Below are 12,846 nucleotides of genomic sequence, written 5' to 3'. Positions count from 1 at the left end.
GTTTCTGAGTGTGACTACCCAGCCACCCAATCACCCAGCCACCTAACTACTCAGCCACCCAGCCACCCAATCCCCCTTCCTTCAGGAGTCTGGGCCAAAAGGTTTCAACCATTGCTGGGCAAAGGCCAGGTTGAGGGCGATCGCACAGCCGCCAAACAAGATGAAACTCTCGCCACAGGCCGTGAGGAATGGCCAAAAATTTTGGGCAATGGCCGAACTGGCGTCGACTTCCGCCAGACCGCGCACCAGGGTGAAGGCGAGCACGACTCCGCCGCGAAGCTGCGGATTATCGTCTTGGCGAATGGCATAGCGGTAGGTTAAGGCAAATAGGCTGCCGGAAAGGGCAGAGATCGCGCCATTCACCAGCAATGTCAGGTTCGCTAAGTTCCACCCGCTCAGGAGTCCCGCCCAGATCATCTCTCCCTGTACATAACGGCTAAACAACAGCCAAGCGAGGCCAATGAAGCCAGCAATGAAACCACCGGCAATCGCGACTTTGGCAGACTCGATACGCTCGGCAGGGGTAAATGGCGAAGGATGTTGCATTGTTCAAATTGCGATAATTCCGTCGGGGCTTTGTCCTATGATGGTTTATGCACTGTGAATTCTTGCTTTAAGACGACTATGGATATTTTGACGCTGGGTTGGGTTTCGCTGCTGGTGGTCTTCACCTTTTCTTTGTCGATGGTGGTTTGGGGCCGCAATGGCTTCTAAGGAATCAGGATTTTATAAAATCCAAGTTTTGTCGGGCAGGCATCTTGCCTGCTCTTGAACAGCCGAGACGGCTGTTCACACTTAATTTAATTCCAATTCCTAAGCAACCTGCTCAATGTGTATTTGTAACTAATGCTGTGTGATGGAGACCGCGCTTAACAACCAGACTTTTGTCATTTTGGCGGTGCTCGCTGCCGCGCTAATGGTCGTCGTGACTGGGGGGGTGGTGTATTTAACTGCTGCTGAGTGGCGCGATCGCCGTCGCCGCAAGCGTGATCAAGAAGCCACGGCCCCCACCATCAAAAAGACCCAACGGAAAAAGAAGAAGTAGGTAGCCTGCGGGCCAACTGAATTTGTGACCACTCCATCATCATCTAACGCGCAATCGCCAGCCCGAAGGTTGGCGTTTGACGCTTTAAAGGAAATTTATCGCGGCGGCTATGCCGATGTCGTGCTGCATCGGTTACTTGCCAAGGTCAAACTCAGTGCGGTCGATCGCGCCTTTGCGACCGAGTTAGTCTACGGCACAGTGCGACGGCAGCGCACCCTGGACGCTCTGATTGACCAACTCGGCAAAAAGCCCGCCCACCAGCAATTACCGGAACTGCGCGTAATTTTGCATTTGGGCTTTTATCAACTGCGATTTTTGACCCAAGTACCGGAGTCGGCAGCGGTCAATACCAGTGTGGAGCTAACCAAAGCGCTGGGCAAAGGCAAGCTCTCGGGAGTGGTGAACGGCATTTTGCGCCAGTACATTCGCCGTCGCCAAACAGGAGTGGATCCCCTCACGTTGCCCAGCGATCGCGTGACGGCTTTGGGCATTCAGCACAGCTTCCCCGATTGGATGGTGGAGCTATGGCTGGAGCAACTCGGTGAGACCGACGCCATTGCCTTGTGTGACTGGTTTAACCAGCCACCTGCCATTGACCTCCGGGTAAATGTGCTGCAACAGTCCCGTGAGGCGGTGCAACAAAGCTTGGCGGCGGCAGGTATTACGGTGACAGCGTTGCCGCATTTGTCCCAAGCACTCCGGCTGCCGCCCTCTGCGGGGGCGATTCAGGCGCTGCCAGGCTACGCCGAGGGTCACTGGACCGTGCAAGATGCTAGTGCGCAACTCGTCAGTACTCTCGTTGCCCCGCAACCGGGAAACTTGGTAGTTGATGCCTGCGCTGCCCCCGGCGGCAAAACCACCCATTTAGCCGAATTAATGGGCGATCAAGGACTGATCTGGGCCTGCGATCGCACCCCATCCCGCCTGAAAAAGATTTCGCAAAACGTCCGCCGCTTACAGCTAAACTGCATCCAAACCTGCCAGGGCGATAGCACTGAGATCACCAAATTTGAAGGTGAGGGCGATCGCGTGCTGGTAGATGCCCCGTGTTCAGGATTGGGCACCCTGCACCGTCATGCCGATGCTCGCTGGCGACAGACACCGGCATCAGTCCAAGAATTAGCCGCTCTACAGTTGCGCCTGCTCAACCGTGCGGCCACTTGGGTAAAACCCACAGGCACTTTGGTTTACGCCACTTGCACCCTGCACCCGATGGAAAACGAAGCGGTCATTGAGCAGTTCCTATCCACTCACCCCGATTGGCAAATTTTGCCGCCGCAAACTGGGGAACCCACCGCTGCATTTGCCACGCCGGAAGGCTGGGTCAAGGTCTGGCCGCATCAAGCCAACATGGATGGATTCTTTATGGTGCGGTTGGGACGCAGGATGTGATACATTTTCAGCTTTAAAATGTCCCATATACACATTCAGCTAGTGGCAGTGCATAGCCTAACAAGCTTCAAGGCCCTAGACTGAGGTCATGAAAAAACGTCAAGCCAATGTCAAGCCGCTACAACGCCTTTCTAAGGCCAAGTTCTGGCTAGGTAGCCTGGGTGTTGTCCTACTGGCTGTCGTTACTGTAGGCTGGCTCCCTAATTGGCAAGTGTCGCAGACGCAGATAAGTGGTAAAGACAAAGCCGCTCTAGAGAATGAGTATCGAAAGACAGCGATTCAGGCTCTAGGTGGCCTGTTCTTTCTAGTGACAGCTGGATTGACGCTAAAAAATATTCGCTTGACTGAAGATAAGAATGTCACAGACCGCTTTGCCAAAGCTGTAGAGATGCTGGCCGATGAGAAGTTAGAGGTCAGACTTGGAGGGGTCTATTCACTTGAGCGCATCGCCAGAGATTCGAGGAAGGATCATCCAGTCGTGATGGAGGTGCTGACAGCATTTATAAGGAAGAAAACACAATCTGGCGAATATGGAAAGCCCAATAAACCAAGGCAAGAGGTTCAGAGCGCATTAACCGTTATTGGACGACGCGAAACTACATTTGATAGCCACCCCTTGGTCTTGAGTGGAGCCTACTTAAAAGGGGCTGAACTTCGAAAAGCACGCCTGGAAGGAGCTGATCTGGAATGGGTTAACTTGGAAAATGCCACACTTAGCTACGCTCGCCTGGAAGGGACCAGATTTAGGTACGCTCACCTACAAGGGGCTATTCTTCAGGGAGCCTACTTACAAGGAGCTGACCTTCAAGAAGCACGCCTGGAAGGAGCCAACCTATCGCAAACGATTTTGGAAAGTGCTTTACTTTGTTCCGCTAACCTGGAAGGTGCCAGCCTATCGCAAACCATCTTGGAGGGCACCTTCCTTTGTTCCGCCAATTTGGAAGGTGCTGTTGACTTTACAGAGAAACAGCTAGCCCAGGCGAAACTCTGCTGTACTTTTCTGCCTGAAGGAGTTGATCTACGTCTGCGAAACCGTAACTGCAAAGAGATGAGTATCAATCCTGAAGAAAGCGGCAATATACTCCTTGTACCAAGCGTAGAAGGGAAGACCTTTTATGTACTCAGAAAGCTGGCCAATGGCCAAGTAATCTTCAATCGGGACAATTGGTTTAATCTCTAACTGTCATACGAATTTAGTTTTGATACAGTTTTAGATTTGAAATGTCCCATATCCAAAGTTCAGCAAGTTCAACGGGTTCCATCGCAGCCTCCGAGTCCGGTGAATCCCTGACAGAAGCTATGTGGGACATTTCAAAAGGAAATTGGTATGAGGGTAGCTGGATAGCAGGGTGGCGGCCCGTAATAGTTTTAGCGATCGCTTAACATCGCAGTCTCCTGCAGTTAGAACTGCAATCCACTCAGCCACGATCATCGCCAGAATTGTCGTGACCTCACAGGTTTAGGCGGCGAATTCTAGAGTGTCCATCAGGCGGTTTTCCAGGTAGGCGTAGAGTCCTTCGCTGGCCTCGAAATGGATGTGTAAGCGATCGCCCACTTGCTCAGACGAGATGATGTCAACGCGATAGTGAGGCGTCACCAAAAAGTTCAGCCAATCAGCAACTTGAGCTAAAGGCACTTGCAAACAGCCCAGGCGAAAACCATCGACGACGTTAATTTGAAACGTAGCGGCAGGAGGTATCATCGGCTCAACCTCAAAATAGTACAAATAAACTATATTCATTTTCCATAAATTACCTAGATTGCGCAAGGCGATCGCACAACCCGTTACAAGGAAGCTGGTATGTCGATGCCAGGCTAATACTTTTGCCGCATCAGCTTGAGAAAATTGCCATCGGGATCGCGAAAGATGACTAAGTGGCCGAAGCTTTCATCAATCTCGCCAACGATTTCAACACCCTGATTTTGGAGCATCGCCTTATCGGTAGCCACGTCATCAGACCGAAAGGTGATCGTCGCTCCCGCATGGGGGCCGTGTTCATCAAAGGGGACGGCGGGCACCGCATCACCCCCAGTCCAGTGCAGGCCGATTTTGAGGCCATGGGCATCGAGCGAACACCAATGCTCGTCTTGATACAGCACAGAGCAGCCCAAGAGGTCGGTATAAAACGCGATCGCCCGCTGCATATCTGCAACATTGACGTACACATCTTGAATGCCGTTGATCACTAGATGGCTCCTGATTCAAACCTTCGGGGTGGAGGGGGCTTATCGGAGTCGCCCGGAACGTAAAATACTGACCACTAGCCACAATCCTAAGAAAGTGGCCGCTGCGAACAAGATATTACTGAGAATAATGCCTTGCGAACTTTGCTGATTAGTGGAGACGATCGCCGCCCCGATGATCAATGCCGCGACGACGGTGCTGTAGGCGCGACGGTTGGCAGCGTCGTCAATGCTGCGGCGCATCCCCTCTAGTCCGCTCAGTCGGACGTTCCAGCGCAGGGTTTCGGCGCTGAGGCGATCGAGCAAAAAGGCGAACTGCCGAGGCGATTCCAGCGAGAGGTTACGAAACTCCAAGCCAGTGCGGAGCAGCGTTTGCACCAAATCTTCGCCTGCCAGTTGATAGCGAAACAGATCGGCCATGAGGGGCCGCACTTCTGACAGCAGATTGACGTGGGGATTGAACTGCCGTGCCGCCCCCTCCAGATTCGCCAGAGATTTAGTGAACAGCCCCACATTGGCAGGCCAGCGCAAGTCATTTTGCGTGCCCGCTTCCAAAATTTCGCCAAAGACTTCTGCCGTGTTGACCTTTTCCAGGCTGAGGCCATAGTAGCGCCCCATCAATCGCGCAAAGTCGCTTTCGAGTTTGGCGATGTCGGTGGGTTGTAGGGGTTCTGTGAGTTTTAACGCAATTTGGGTGCAGCGTTGGGCGTCGGAGCTGGCGATCGCGAGCACCATTTCGGTCATGGTGGCGCGGGTGCGGGGGTCCAGACGTCCCATCATGCCGCAATCCAACAGGGCGACCCGTCCATCTTTAAGAAAAAAGATATTGCCAGGATGGGGATCCGCATGGAAGAAGCCATCCACAAAGTATTGTTTGAAGAACGCGCGAAATAGCAGCGTCGTAATTTGTTCACGCTTGCGAGCCGCTTTCTCGTTGTCATCCTTTGCGACAGGGGTTGTGAGAATGGGCGCACCGTCTAACCATTCCATCACCATGAGTTTGGAATTGGTCAGGTCCCAAAAGATTTCTGGCACCACCAGTTGCTTGGGGTCGTACCAGGGACTGTCTTGCAGGTTGCGACGCAGCAGGTCGGTATATTCCGCCTCAGTGGTGAAATCGAGTTCGGAGCGTATCGCTTCACTAAATTCGTACGCCAAGTCCACTACGTTGTAACGCTGGCCAAACTGGCTGGCCGAGACCAGGCGGGCGACATCGCGGATCAGGGCCATGTCGTGCTCAACGAGCTTTTCAATGCCGGGGCGCTGGACTTTGATGGCAACCTGGCGACCATCTTTGAGAATGGCGCGGTGCGTTTGACCGATCGAGCCTGCCGCGATCGCCGAATATTCAATACTTTGAAAATAGTTCTCCACCGGACCAGGTAAATTTTGCCGGATAAACGGCTCCATCTGGCTGGCTGGCACCGGCTTGACCGTCGATTGCAGGCTACTGAGGGCTTCGATATAGCGGGCAGGTAAGAGATCAGGGCGCGTGCTGAGCAGCTGCCCAAATTTCACATATACCGGCCCCAACTCGGTCAAAATGTTGCGCAAGACTTCCGGCGTGGGAATGTCGGGCTCATCGGCTTTGCCACCGCTGAGCAATCGCCGCATATAATCCCAACCATTGCGGAAAACGACTTCAACAATTTCGCCCTGACGGGACATTCGCGACGATGCAAGCATTGAGCCTCCAAAGGGGGGGTATTTTGATGCTAACGAAGTTTGTATCAAACCATTGAGGTTTCTTGGGGGAGGTGCTTCAGCGTTTCCACAATTTTGTGGGCGATCGCGTCAGAGCCACCGGGGCCACCTACCCGCTCTTGGCCATTCCTTCGACACCGCTCGAGATATGGCTCATCTTTGAGCATGGCATCGATTTTGGCAGCGGCTTCGACCAGGGTTTTGGTGGTCGCGGGTCGCGTGCCAATCGTGGTAATCGATGCCCCCAGCAGGCGCATCTGCGCTTCGGCAAACAGATAGGTAAATTGCGGCCCCGGCCCCGGAATTTGGATGACGGGTTTGCCGAGCCCGACGGCTTGCTCGACAGCCGTCCCGGCCATGCCCACGACCAAATCACACTGGTGCAAAATGTCGGCGAATGCGTCGTAGTGATAATGCACCGTGACTGCCGCTTTCTGCAAGTAGCCGGGATGCAGTGTCCAGCCGTGGTCGCGGGCTAACGTGGCGAGATAGTCTTGCGTAAAGCTGGACACCAAGGCGGCTCGAAACTGAGCCGGGCGTAGCTGAGCGATCGCGGCACACAGTTCCAGCATGAGCCCCAAGTTGATTTGTGCTTCTGGCAGGCGACTCCCTGGCAATAAGGCGATCAGGGGCATGTGGGGTTCATTGAGCGCCTGCCCACTGGGGACTAACACATCCATGATGGGGTAGCCGAGAAACTGCGTCTGAGCAAATCCACGCCCAAGAAGGTCTTGAGCAGTGTAGCGATCGCGGGTCAAAATCGCCAAACACTGGGGCGATCGCATTCCCCATTGAGCCAGCCACGGCAGCTTGACCTTGCCCTCGTAATAGCTAGAGGTGCTGACTAAAAAGACGAAAAAGGGACGCCCCGTCAGCCTTGCAAACAAAATCGGCACAATGTCGCCGCAGGCAAACAGCAAATCACACGCTGGACTGTAGCGTTGAACGGCCCGCAGCTGTCCGATCGTCAACCCAATCAGTCCCGACAAGACATCTTTGACTAAACTAACGGGGTTGGTATCGCGCCACCAGTTCACCGGATTCAAGAACCGCGCAAAATTGATGTAGTTAAACCCGCCCGACGGGAGCTGCTGGGTTGGCCCAATAATCTCGACGCCCAATTTGCGGTAAGCACTACCCTCGCCCACAATCGGCATGGCCGCGACTTCCAGCTCTGGCGCGATCGCTCCCAAAGCTTTGAGCACCAGGCTAGCGTTCAGATCTTCGCCATGTCCGTTGCTTAAAAAAAGTACCCGCTGGGCCATCACGCCTTCTGCCGTAGCTCCTCAATAAGCCTACAAGAAACAGAAACCGACGTCGGCAAAATGTTGGCTCGCCAAACAATGCCATGCTGTGATTCGCTCAATCGCCTGACGTCAGCAGTGAACCGGAGTCCCCTCAGTCCTGCCTCTAATGACCAGACGAGGACGACCTGTCCTTGTGCCGACCATCGTGGTGCAGCGAATTCACCGCGATCGCGGCAGAGCGATGCCGACTGTGGTCACCATTGCAGCAACTGACTCAACCAAGTCCCGATAGGTCTCACCCGACCAAGCGGCCATCATGAGACACGCCCTGCCACTCTTGACCCCCAGCCACCCGCTTACCGCCACACTTTTTATTGTTGAGATTTATTAAAACAGTATCGAATGCTACAGTTTTGGCGGCAGCCTTTAAATATCCCTTGCTGGTTCTTGAAAGCTGATTGAACGGTTAGCGATCTCGCGATCAGGGTTCTGCAAGCGATGAAGTAGTTAGGGCACAGGCCAAAGTTGAGTTTTTAAAATGAGATATAACGATCGCGAACAAAAGCGGCTAAAGCAGCAAAAAATCGATGAATTGCGTCATCAGTTGCGCTACGCCAACGACTATCGAGAACGTGACTACATCGCGATGCAAATTGCTGCCATGCGTCGGCATGGTTAGGGCTAGCAGCCAAATATCCCCCACTCCGGGTCGCAACGGTTGCGACCCGGAGCCTCGCAATCACCCTGCAACGCTCCCTGAGCGCTTTGAGCTGATAGACCAGTACAACGTCAAGCCTCAATTGAAGCCCTGTAGCGTGGTGACACAATGACCACACCCACGGTTGCAACGGCTCACGGGGGGCGTCCTTCACTTCACCCAAGCGGCAAGTTTCGCCCCTTTTCAAGGTTGTCAAAGCACTCAGCCGTCCTCTGATCGCCGTCATTGATCAGCCACCAACGCGAGCCAGTGCGATCGCACACTGATTTCGCCTCAGTCAAGCTGGAGTGCGAGACTCGCTTGGATGGCCTGACTCGCCACCCCACTCAGGCAACCTTGATGCCAGGCTAACGCTGCCATGACTTTGCTTGGCGCTGTTTCGGAATCCACGCGGTGCGGCAACCGTAAACGCCCGGACGTAGCGCAGTACTTTTGAGTTCACTAGCATCTTTCGCATAGCCATGGGCGTCAGCCTGGCGAGTCGGAGGATGTGGGACTGCCGCAGCCAATGCCTGAGCCACACTTTGGGCCGGATAGGCTTGAGAACGCTGATATTGAGCTAGCACCGTAAGGGCTTTGTCCCAAGTCAAGTCAGGCGCTTTTAACCACTGCTGCAACATCGCCAGAGCAACTTCAGCTTGTTGCTGTGGGGCTTCAATTTGCAGGGGCTGAGCCGCCCGCAACGGATCTCCTTGCACAGCCGCCAAAGCCTGGCGCACTGCTCGAGTGATTTGCCCCTGTAGCTCTTGTTGCGCCTTAGCTTGCTGATACTCCAAGCCCCGCTCACTCGCGGCATACAGCGCGGGCAAACGATTGAGCGCAAAAGTCTCGATTTCGCTCCGTTTCAGATATTTGGCTAAGCGTGGCGGTAAGTCTTGCAGTTGGCGATCGACTTCGTCGGCGACCAATAATTCCATCACGTTGAAGTGGGTGGTGGATGGAGTGAGTTGCAGCTGGCTGACCATAATTGCACCGATTAACAATATGAAAAGCAATAAAGAACGGGCATCCCAGCTTTTGGATTAATCCTGAACTAGAGCGAGCCCTTAATATCAGTATATTCTCGTAGAAAGCCTTGCATAAAAGAAAACACGCAATCTTAAAATTGCGGCCAGCACATCAGAAAATCGCGACCAGAGTTTTTAGGCAATGTGATCTGAAACACGATTGATCAGTGTTTTCGATCACTCGCAATGACTAAAGCCAGGAGAGAGCAGGGTCTATCTTTAAACGTGCTTGATATTACTCAGAGTGCGGACGAGCCGATGGGCTAATAGTCTTGGCAGACCCATTGGCTAAACAGCTCGATCGATCAAATGAAGTTGCTAGCACCTGACTGTTAACGGCGCATATTGTCAGATAGCACTCGCAAGTATATGGAGATCACGACCGTTATGACCTGGGCCGCGATCGCTCAGTCAGCCCATATCGCCGCCATAATCAACCCACGAAAACCGGCCCGGCGTGGCTCAATCGTCAACTTCGTCGGGCAGCCAGACATAGGGATCACCAGCGACGCGCACACCAGAGTCTTTGCCATAGCGAATGACCACAACGTTGGCATCATTGCGTCCGACATCCAGATAACCAGCAGCCCAGCGATCAAAGCTCGTCACCCCAGTAACTTCTAAATAATATGCACCAGGATCCAGCTGAACGATATGATCGCGGCGAGTATTATTCGCTCGAAACAACAGCCGACCATCTAGGTAAATGCTGGCCCAGTCATCGCCCTCAGCCACAAAGCGTACTGTCACCGATGGTTCGACCTCGCGCCGGGGCACCACAATCACGGGATAACCAGGAATCACCACGGGCACCTGAATCGTGATGTCAGCCAGGTGCAGCGATCGCGCCGGTATGGGTGTTGCAGTGGGTAGAGTCGCCCCTGTAGTAAGCCAAGCGGTGCTCATCGCTAGCAGTGCCCCTGCACACGATCGCCCCCAGCACGGGGATCGCCATTGTTGAAACATGATGAAATCTCCCACAGACCAACCGGGATGTTTCCAGCATAGTGGGTTGGTCTGTGGGAGCGATCGCGCTTAGTCCAGTTTGCGCGTTAGCTGACTTTTGGCCCCATGCCGACAGTCCCGGCATAGACGGCTTGGTCGCCCAGTTCGTCTTCAATGCGCAACAAACGGTTGTATTTGGCGATGCGCTCACTGCGGCTGAGAGAACCCGTTTTGATTTGTCCAGCCCGAGTGGCGACGGCAAGATCGGCGATCGTGGTGTCTTCAGTTTCGCCAGAACGATGACTAATCACCGAGGTGAAACGGTTACGAGTCGCCAGGTCAATGGTTTCCAGCGTTTCAGTCAAGCTGCCAATCTGATTCAGCTTGATCAAGATGGAATTACCCGTGCCCTCATCAATCCCCTTTTGCAAACGGGTGGCATTGGTGACAAATAAGTCATCGCCAACGAGTTGCGTTTTACTGCCCAGCTTTTGGGTCAGGGCCGCCCAGTTACTCCAATCTTCTTCATGCAGCCCATCCTCAATAGAGACGATGGGAAATTTTTGCGTCAGATCGGTTAAATAATCGATCAGCGTGGCCGGAGAGTGGGTCGCGCCATCGTAAGTGTATTGCCCGTCTTTATAAAATTCACTGGCGGCCACATCCAGTGCCAGAGCCACTTGCTCACCAGGGGTATACCCAGCCTGCTCGATCGCTTGAATCAATAGCTCCAGCGCTTCTTGATTCGAGCCCAAGTTAGGCGCAAAGCCGCCTTCATCGCCTACGCCCGTGAGCAAGCCTTTGCCCTTTAGCACTTTGCTGAGACTATCGAACACTTCTGCCCCCCAGCGCAACGCTTCACCAAAGGTGGGCGCGCCCACGGGCACAATCATAAATTCTTGAATGTCGACATTATTGTCAGCATGAGCCCCGCCGTTGACCACGTTCATCAGCGGTACTGGCAAAAGATTAGCGAGGGGACCACCCAGATAACGATAGAGGGGCAAGCCGACCGCCGCCGCTGCTGCTTTCGCATTGGCTAGAGAAACGGCCAAGATGGCGTTGGCACCGATTTTTGATTTGTTCTCAGTGCCGTCAATTTCCATCATGATGGTATCGACGACGGATTGCTCCAGCGCATTGACGCCAATGAGTTCGGGAGCGATCGCTTCTTCAACGTTTTCGACCGCTTTGAGCACACCCTTGCCGCCATAACGGTTCGAGTCACCATCCCGCAGTTCATGAGCTTCAAATGTGCCCGTTGACGCGCCGCTGGGCACCTGCGCGAGCCCGGCAGCGCCCCCCGCCAGATAAACTTCGGCTTCGATCGTGGGCCGACCGCGAGAATCCAGAATTTCGCGGGCTCGAATATCTTCAATTGAGGTGTCTAGTTCGTCAAACATCATCGCCGGATGCTCCATAGGTGTTGCACAGGAGAAGCGCTACTCGCTGACCGCGACAGCGCCTGAGCGATCGCGTCGCTAGGGTTGGCGAACCCTGGTGCTCGCCCCAGCACGTACCACTCCCGAGCAGTAAGCATACGCTGTTCTCACGCCGTCTCAACACCGACGGCGTAATTTTTTCCAAATTGGAGGATGAATCCCGGACACATCACAGCTTTTGTCAAAGCTCGTTGACATCTGTCGAGGCCTGCCTGCCGCAGTTATAGTCCAGTTGGTAAACCGGTGGGTTTGCCATTAACGCTAGTGACCACGCGGCCCCAACCCGCCTCGTTACCCATATCCCAAAAGATGCGTTGCATCACATCGTAGGAGTAGGGGTCAAACGCCGCCCAAGCATTGATGTCGTAAGAGTCGCTGGCACCGTAGCGAATGCCGTAGGGATCGTGTACCAAAAACTTACGATTGACAGGGTCATGGCCCACAATCACGCAGATATGGCCACTGCTTTTATACGCAAACCCCACCACCATCGGAATGCCATAGCTGAGGGACAGCATGACATCTTTAGAAGAAATCGAACGACTGAAATAGGAATTGATGCCGATTTCCTGCAGCGCCTTCGTTTGGGCCGGATGATCGATCGTGTCCCCATACTTCGACACAATCCGCATAAATACCGACTCTGGTTCCGGATAGCCCTTCTGCTTGGCGGCTTTGGTCAGCGCGCCCTGCAAGAGATAATCGGCCAACATACAGTTACTGGTGGTGTTGCACTGTCGCCAACCCGCCCCAAAGACCCGTGAGTCGTTGTCGTTTTGCTGAAAGTAAGGCACCTGGAGCTTGATTAGCTTCGTCGTGTCTAGGGGCAGCTTACTATCGGGGACGTTATCTTTTTCCCCCTCAATCTCAATGTGAGGATCGTAGGCGTAAACCTTTTGGAGCTTAGTCTCGCGATCTAAGGTCGGAAACGGGGACGCGAGCTCCATAAATACGTGCTGGTTGCGGTCTGGCGCATAGCGATAAATGAAAAATTCATGCCCTTCGGGAACATAGATTTTTTCTTTATCGCTTAAGTCACTAGAGGGAATCGGCTCTGCCTTCAAAAAGGTATTTCCCAGCGCTTTAGCCTTCGGCATCTTCAACGTCTCCTTTTGACCGGGGTAGATCGCCACACCCAGTGTGGATCAGATTTTCAGAAACC

At 53.7% G+C, this 12,846-nt stretch carries 15 protein-coding genes; 5 read left to right on the top strand and 10 right to left on the bottom strand.

The genetic code is table 11. The annotated features are described in order from the left end of the window. Window positions 1-81 precede the first annotated feature (81 nt). Window positions 82-546 carry a hypothetical protein gene (locus DYY88_RS16140; protein WP_039726354.1) on the bottom strand — a complete coding sequence of 155 codons (465 nt, stop codon included), beginning with the start codon at window positions 544-546 and terminating at the stop codon, window positions 82-84. 78 nt (window positions 547-624) lie between these two features. Between DYY88_RS16140 and petN the strand changes: the two genes are divergently transcribed. From petN to DYY88_RS16120, 4 genes are all read left to right on the top strand, one after another. Further along, complete coding sequence (gene petN / locus DYY88_RS16135) at window positions 625-714, top strand: cytochrome b6-f complex subunit PetN (RefSeq protein WP_039726352.1); 90 nt, start codon at window positions 625-627, stop codon at window positions 712-714. Between the two features lie 142 nt (window positions 715-856). Beyond that, window positions 857-1,045, top strand: a complete 189-nt coding sequence (locus tag DYY88_RS16130; RefSeq protein ID WP_039726351.1) for a hypothetical protein — start codon at window positions 857-859, stop codon at window positions 1,043-1,045. A gap of 24 nt (window positions 1,046-1,069) precedes the next feature. After that, a complete protein-coding gene (locus tag DYY88_RS16125; RefSeq protein WP_044151144.1) occupies window positions 1,070-2,437 on the top strand; it encodes a 16S rRNA (cytosine(967)-C(5))-methyltransferase in 1,368 nt (455 codons plus the stop codon). Between the two features lie 88 nt (window positions 2,438-2,525). Next, complete coding sequence (locus DYY88_RS16120) at window positions 2,526-3,617, top strand: pentapeptide repeat-containing protein (RefSeq protein ID WP_052288344.1); 1,092 nt, start codon at window positions 2,526-2,528, stop codon at window positions 3,615-3,617. A 279-nt stretch (window positions 3,618-3,896) separates the two neighbouring features. Here the strand turns inward: DYY88_RS16120 and DYY88_RS16115 are convergent, their stop codons facing one another. The 4 genes from DYY88_RS16115 to DYY88_RS16100 all read right to left on the bottom strand — a co-directional run bounded on the left by DYY88_RS16115 (window position 3,897) and on the right by DYY88_RS16100 (window position 7,590). Further along, window positions 3,897-4,139, bottom strand: a complete 243-nt coding sequence (locus tag DYY88_RS16115) for a hypothetical protein (RefSeq protein WP_130199481.1) — start codon at window positions 4,137-4,139, stop codon at window positions 3,897-3,899. A 113-nt stretch (window positions 4,140-4,252) separates the two neighbouring features. Continuing rightward, the gene (locus DYY88_RS16110; RefSeq protein ID WP_039726348.1) at window positions 4,253-4,624 is read right to left on the bottom strand and encodes a VOC family protein; all 372 of its coding nucleotides are present in this window, start codon (window positions 4,622-4,624) and stop codon (window positions 4,253-4,255) included. 39 nt (window positions 4,625-4,663) lie between these two features. Beyond that, window positions 4,664-6,307: an ABC1 kinase family protein gene (locus DYY88_RS16105; RefSeq protein WP_039726347.1), complete on the bottom strand. Its 1,644-nt coding sequence runs from the start codon at window positions 6,305-6,307 to the stop codon at window positions 4,664-4,666. Between the two features lie 44 nt (window positions 6,308-6,351). Then, complete coding sequence (locus DYY88_RS16100; protein WP_039726346.1) at window positions 6,352-7,590, bottom strand: lipid-A-disaccharide synthase-related protein; 1,239 nt, start codon at window positions 7,588-7,590, stop codon at window positions 6,352-6,354. Window positions 7,591-8,110: 520 nt separating this feature from the next. Between DYY88_RS16100 and DYY88_RS24255 the strand changes: the two genes are divergently transcribed. Further along, window positions 8,111-8,251 (top strand): hypothetical protein, encoded by a 141-nt coding sequence (locus DYY88_RS24255; RefSeq protein ID WP_160299531.1) that lies wholly within the window; start codon window positions 8,111-8,113, stop codon window positions 8,249-8,251. 386 nt (window positions 8,252-8,637) lie between these two features. On the opposite strand, the gene DYY88_RS16095 is transcribed toward DYY88_RS24255, so the two are convergent. The 5 genes from DYY88_RS16095 to DYY88_RS16080 all read right to left on the bottom strand — a co-directional run bounded on the left by DYY88_RS16095 (window position 8,638) and on the right by DYY88_RS16080 (window position 12,781). Beyond that, window positions 8,638-9,255, bottom strand: a complete 618-nt coding sequence (locus DYY88_RS16095) for a late competence development ComFB family protein (protein ID WP_052288343.1) — start codon at window positions 9,253-9,255, stop codon at window positions 8,638-8,640. A 504-nt stretch (window positions 9,256-9,759) separates the two neighbouring features. Then, complete coding sequence (locus tag DYY88_RS16090) at window positions 9,760-10,203, bottom strand: hypothetical protein (RefSeq protein WP_039726345.1); 444 nt, start codon at window positions 10,201-10,203, stop codon at window positions 9,760-9,762. A gap of 146 nt (window positions 10,204-10,349) precedes the next feature. Continuing rightward, window positions 10,350-11,663, bottom strand: a complete 1,314-nt coding sequence (gene eno, locus DYY88_RS16085; RefSeq protein WP_437438587.1) for a phosphopyruvate hydratase — start codon at window positions 11,661-11,663, stop codon at window positions 10,350-10,352. After that, on the bottom strand, window positions 11,645-11,782 hold the full coding sequence (locus tag DYY88_RS24250) for a hypothetical protein (protein ID WP_165390127.1): 138 nt from the start codon (window positions 11,780-11,782) through the stop codon (window positions 11,645-11,647). Before DYY88_RS24250 ends, eno begins: the two co-directional genes overlap by 19 nt. Window positions 11,783-11,905: 123 nt before the next feature. Next, window positions 11,906-12,781 (bottom strand): C39 family peptidase, encoded by an 876-nt coding sequence (locus DYY88_RS16080; protein ID WP_039729708.1) that lies wholly within the window; start codon window positions 12,779-12,781, stop codon window positions 11,906-11,908. Window positions 12,782-12,846: the final 65 nt, after the last annotated feature.

This window comes from Leptolyngbya iicbica LK, assembly GCF_004212215.1.
Lineage (GTDB): Bacteria > Cyanobacteriota > Cyanobacteriia > Phormidesmidales > Phormidesmidaceae > Halomicronema > Halomicronema iicbica.
Note: the sequence above shows the minus strand (reverse complement) of the source record. Positions and strands in the feature narration are given on the sequence as shown.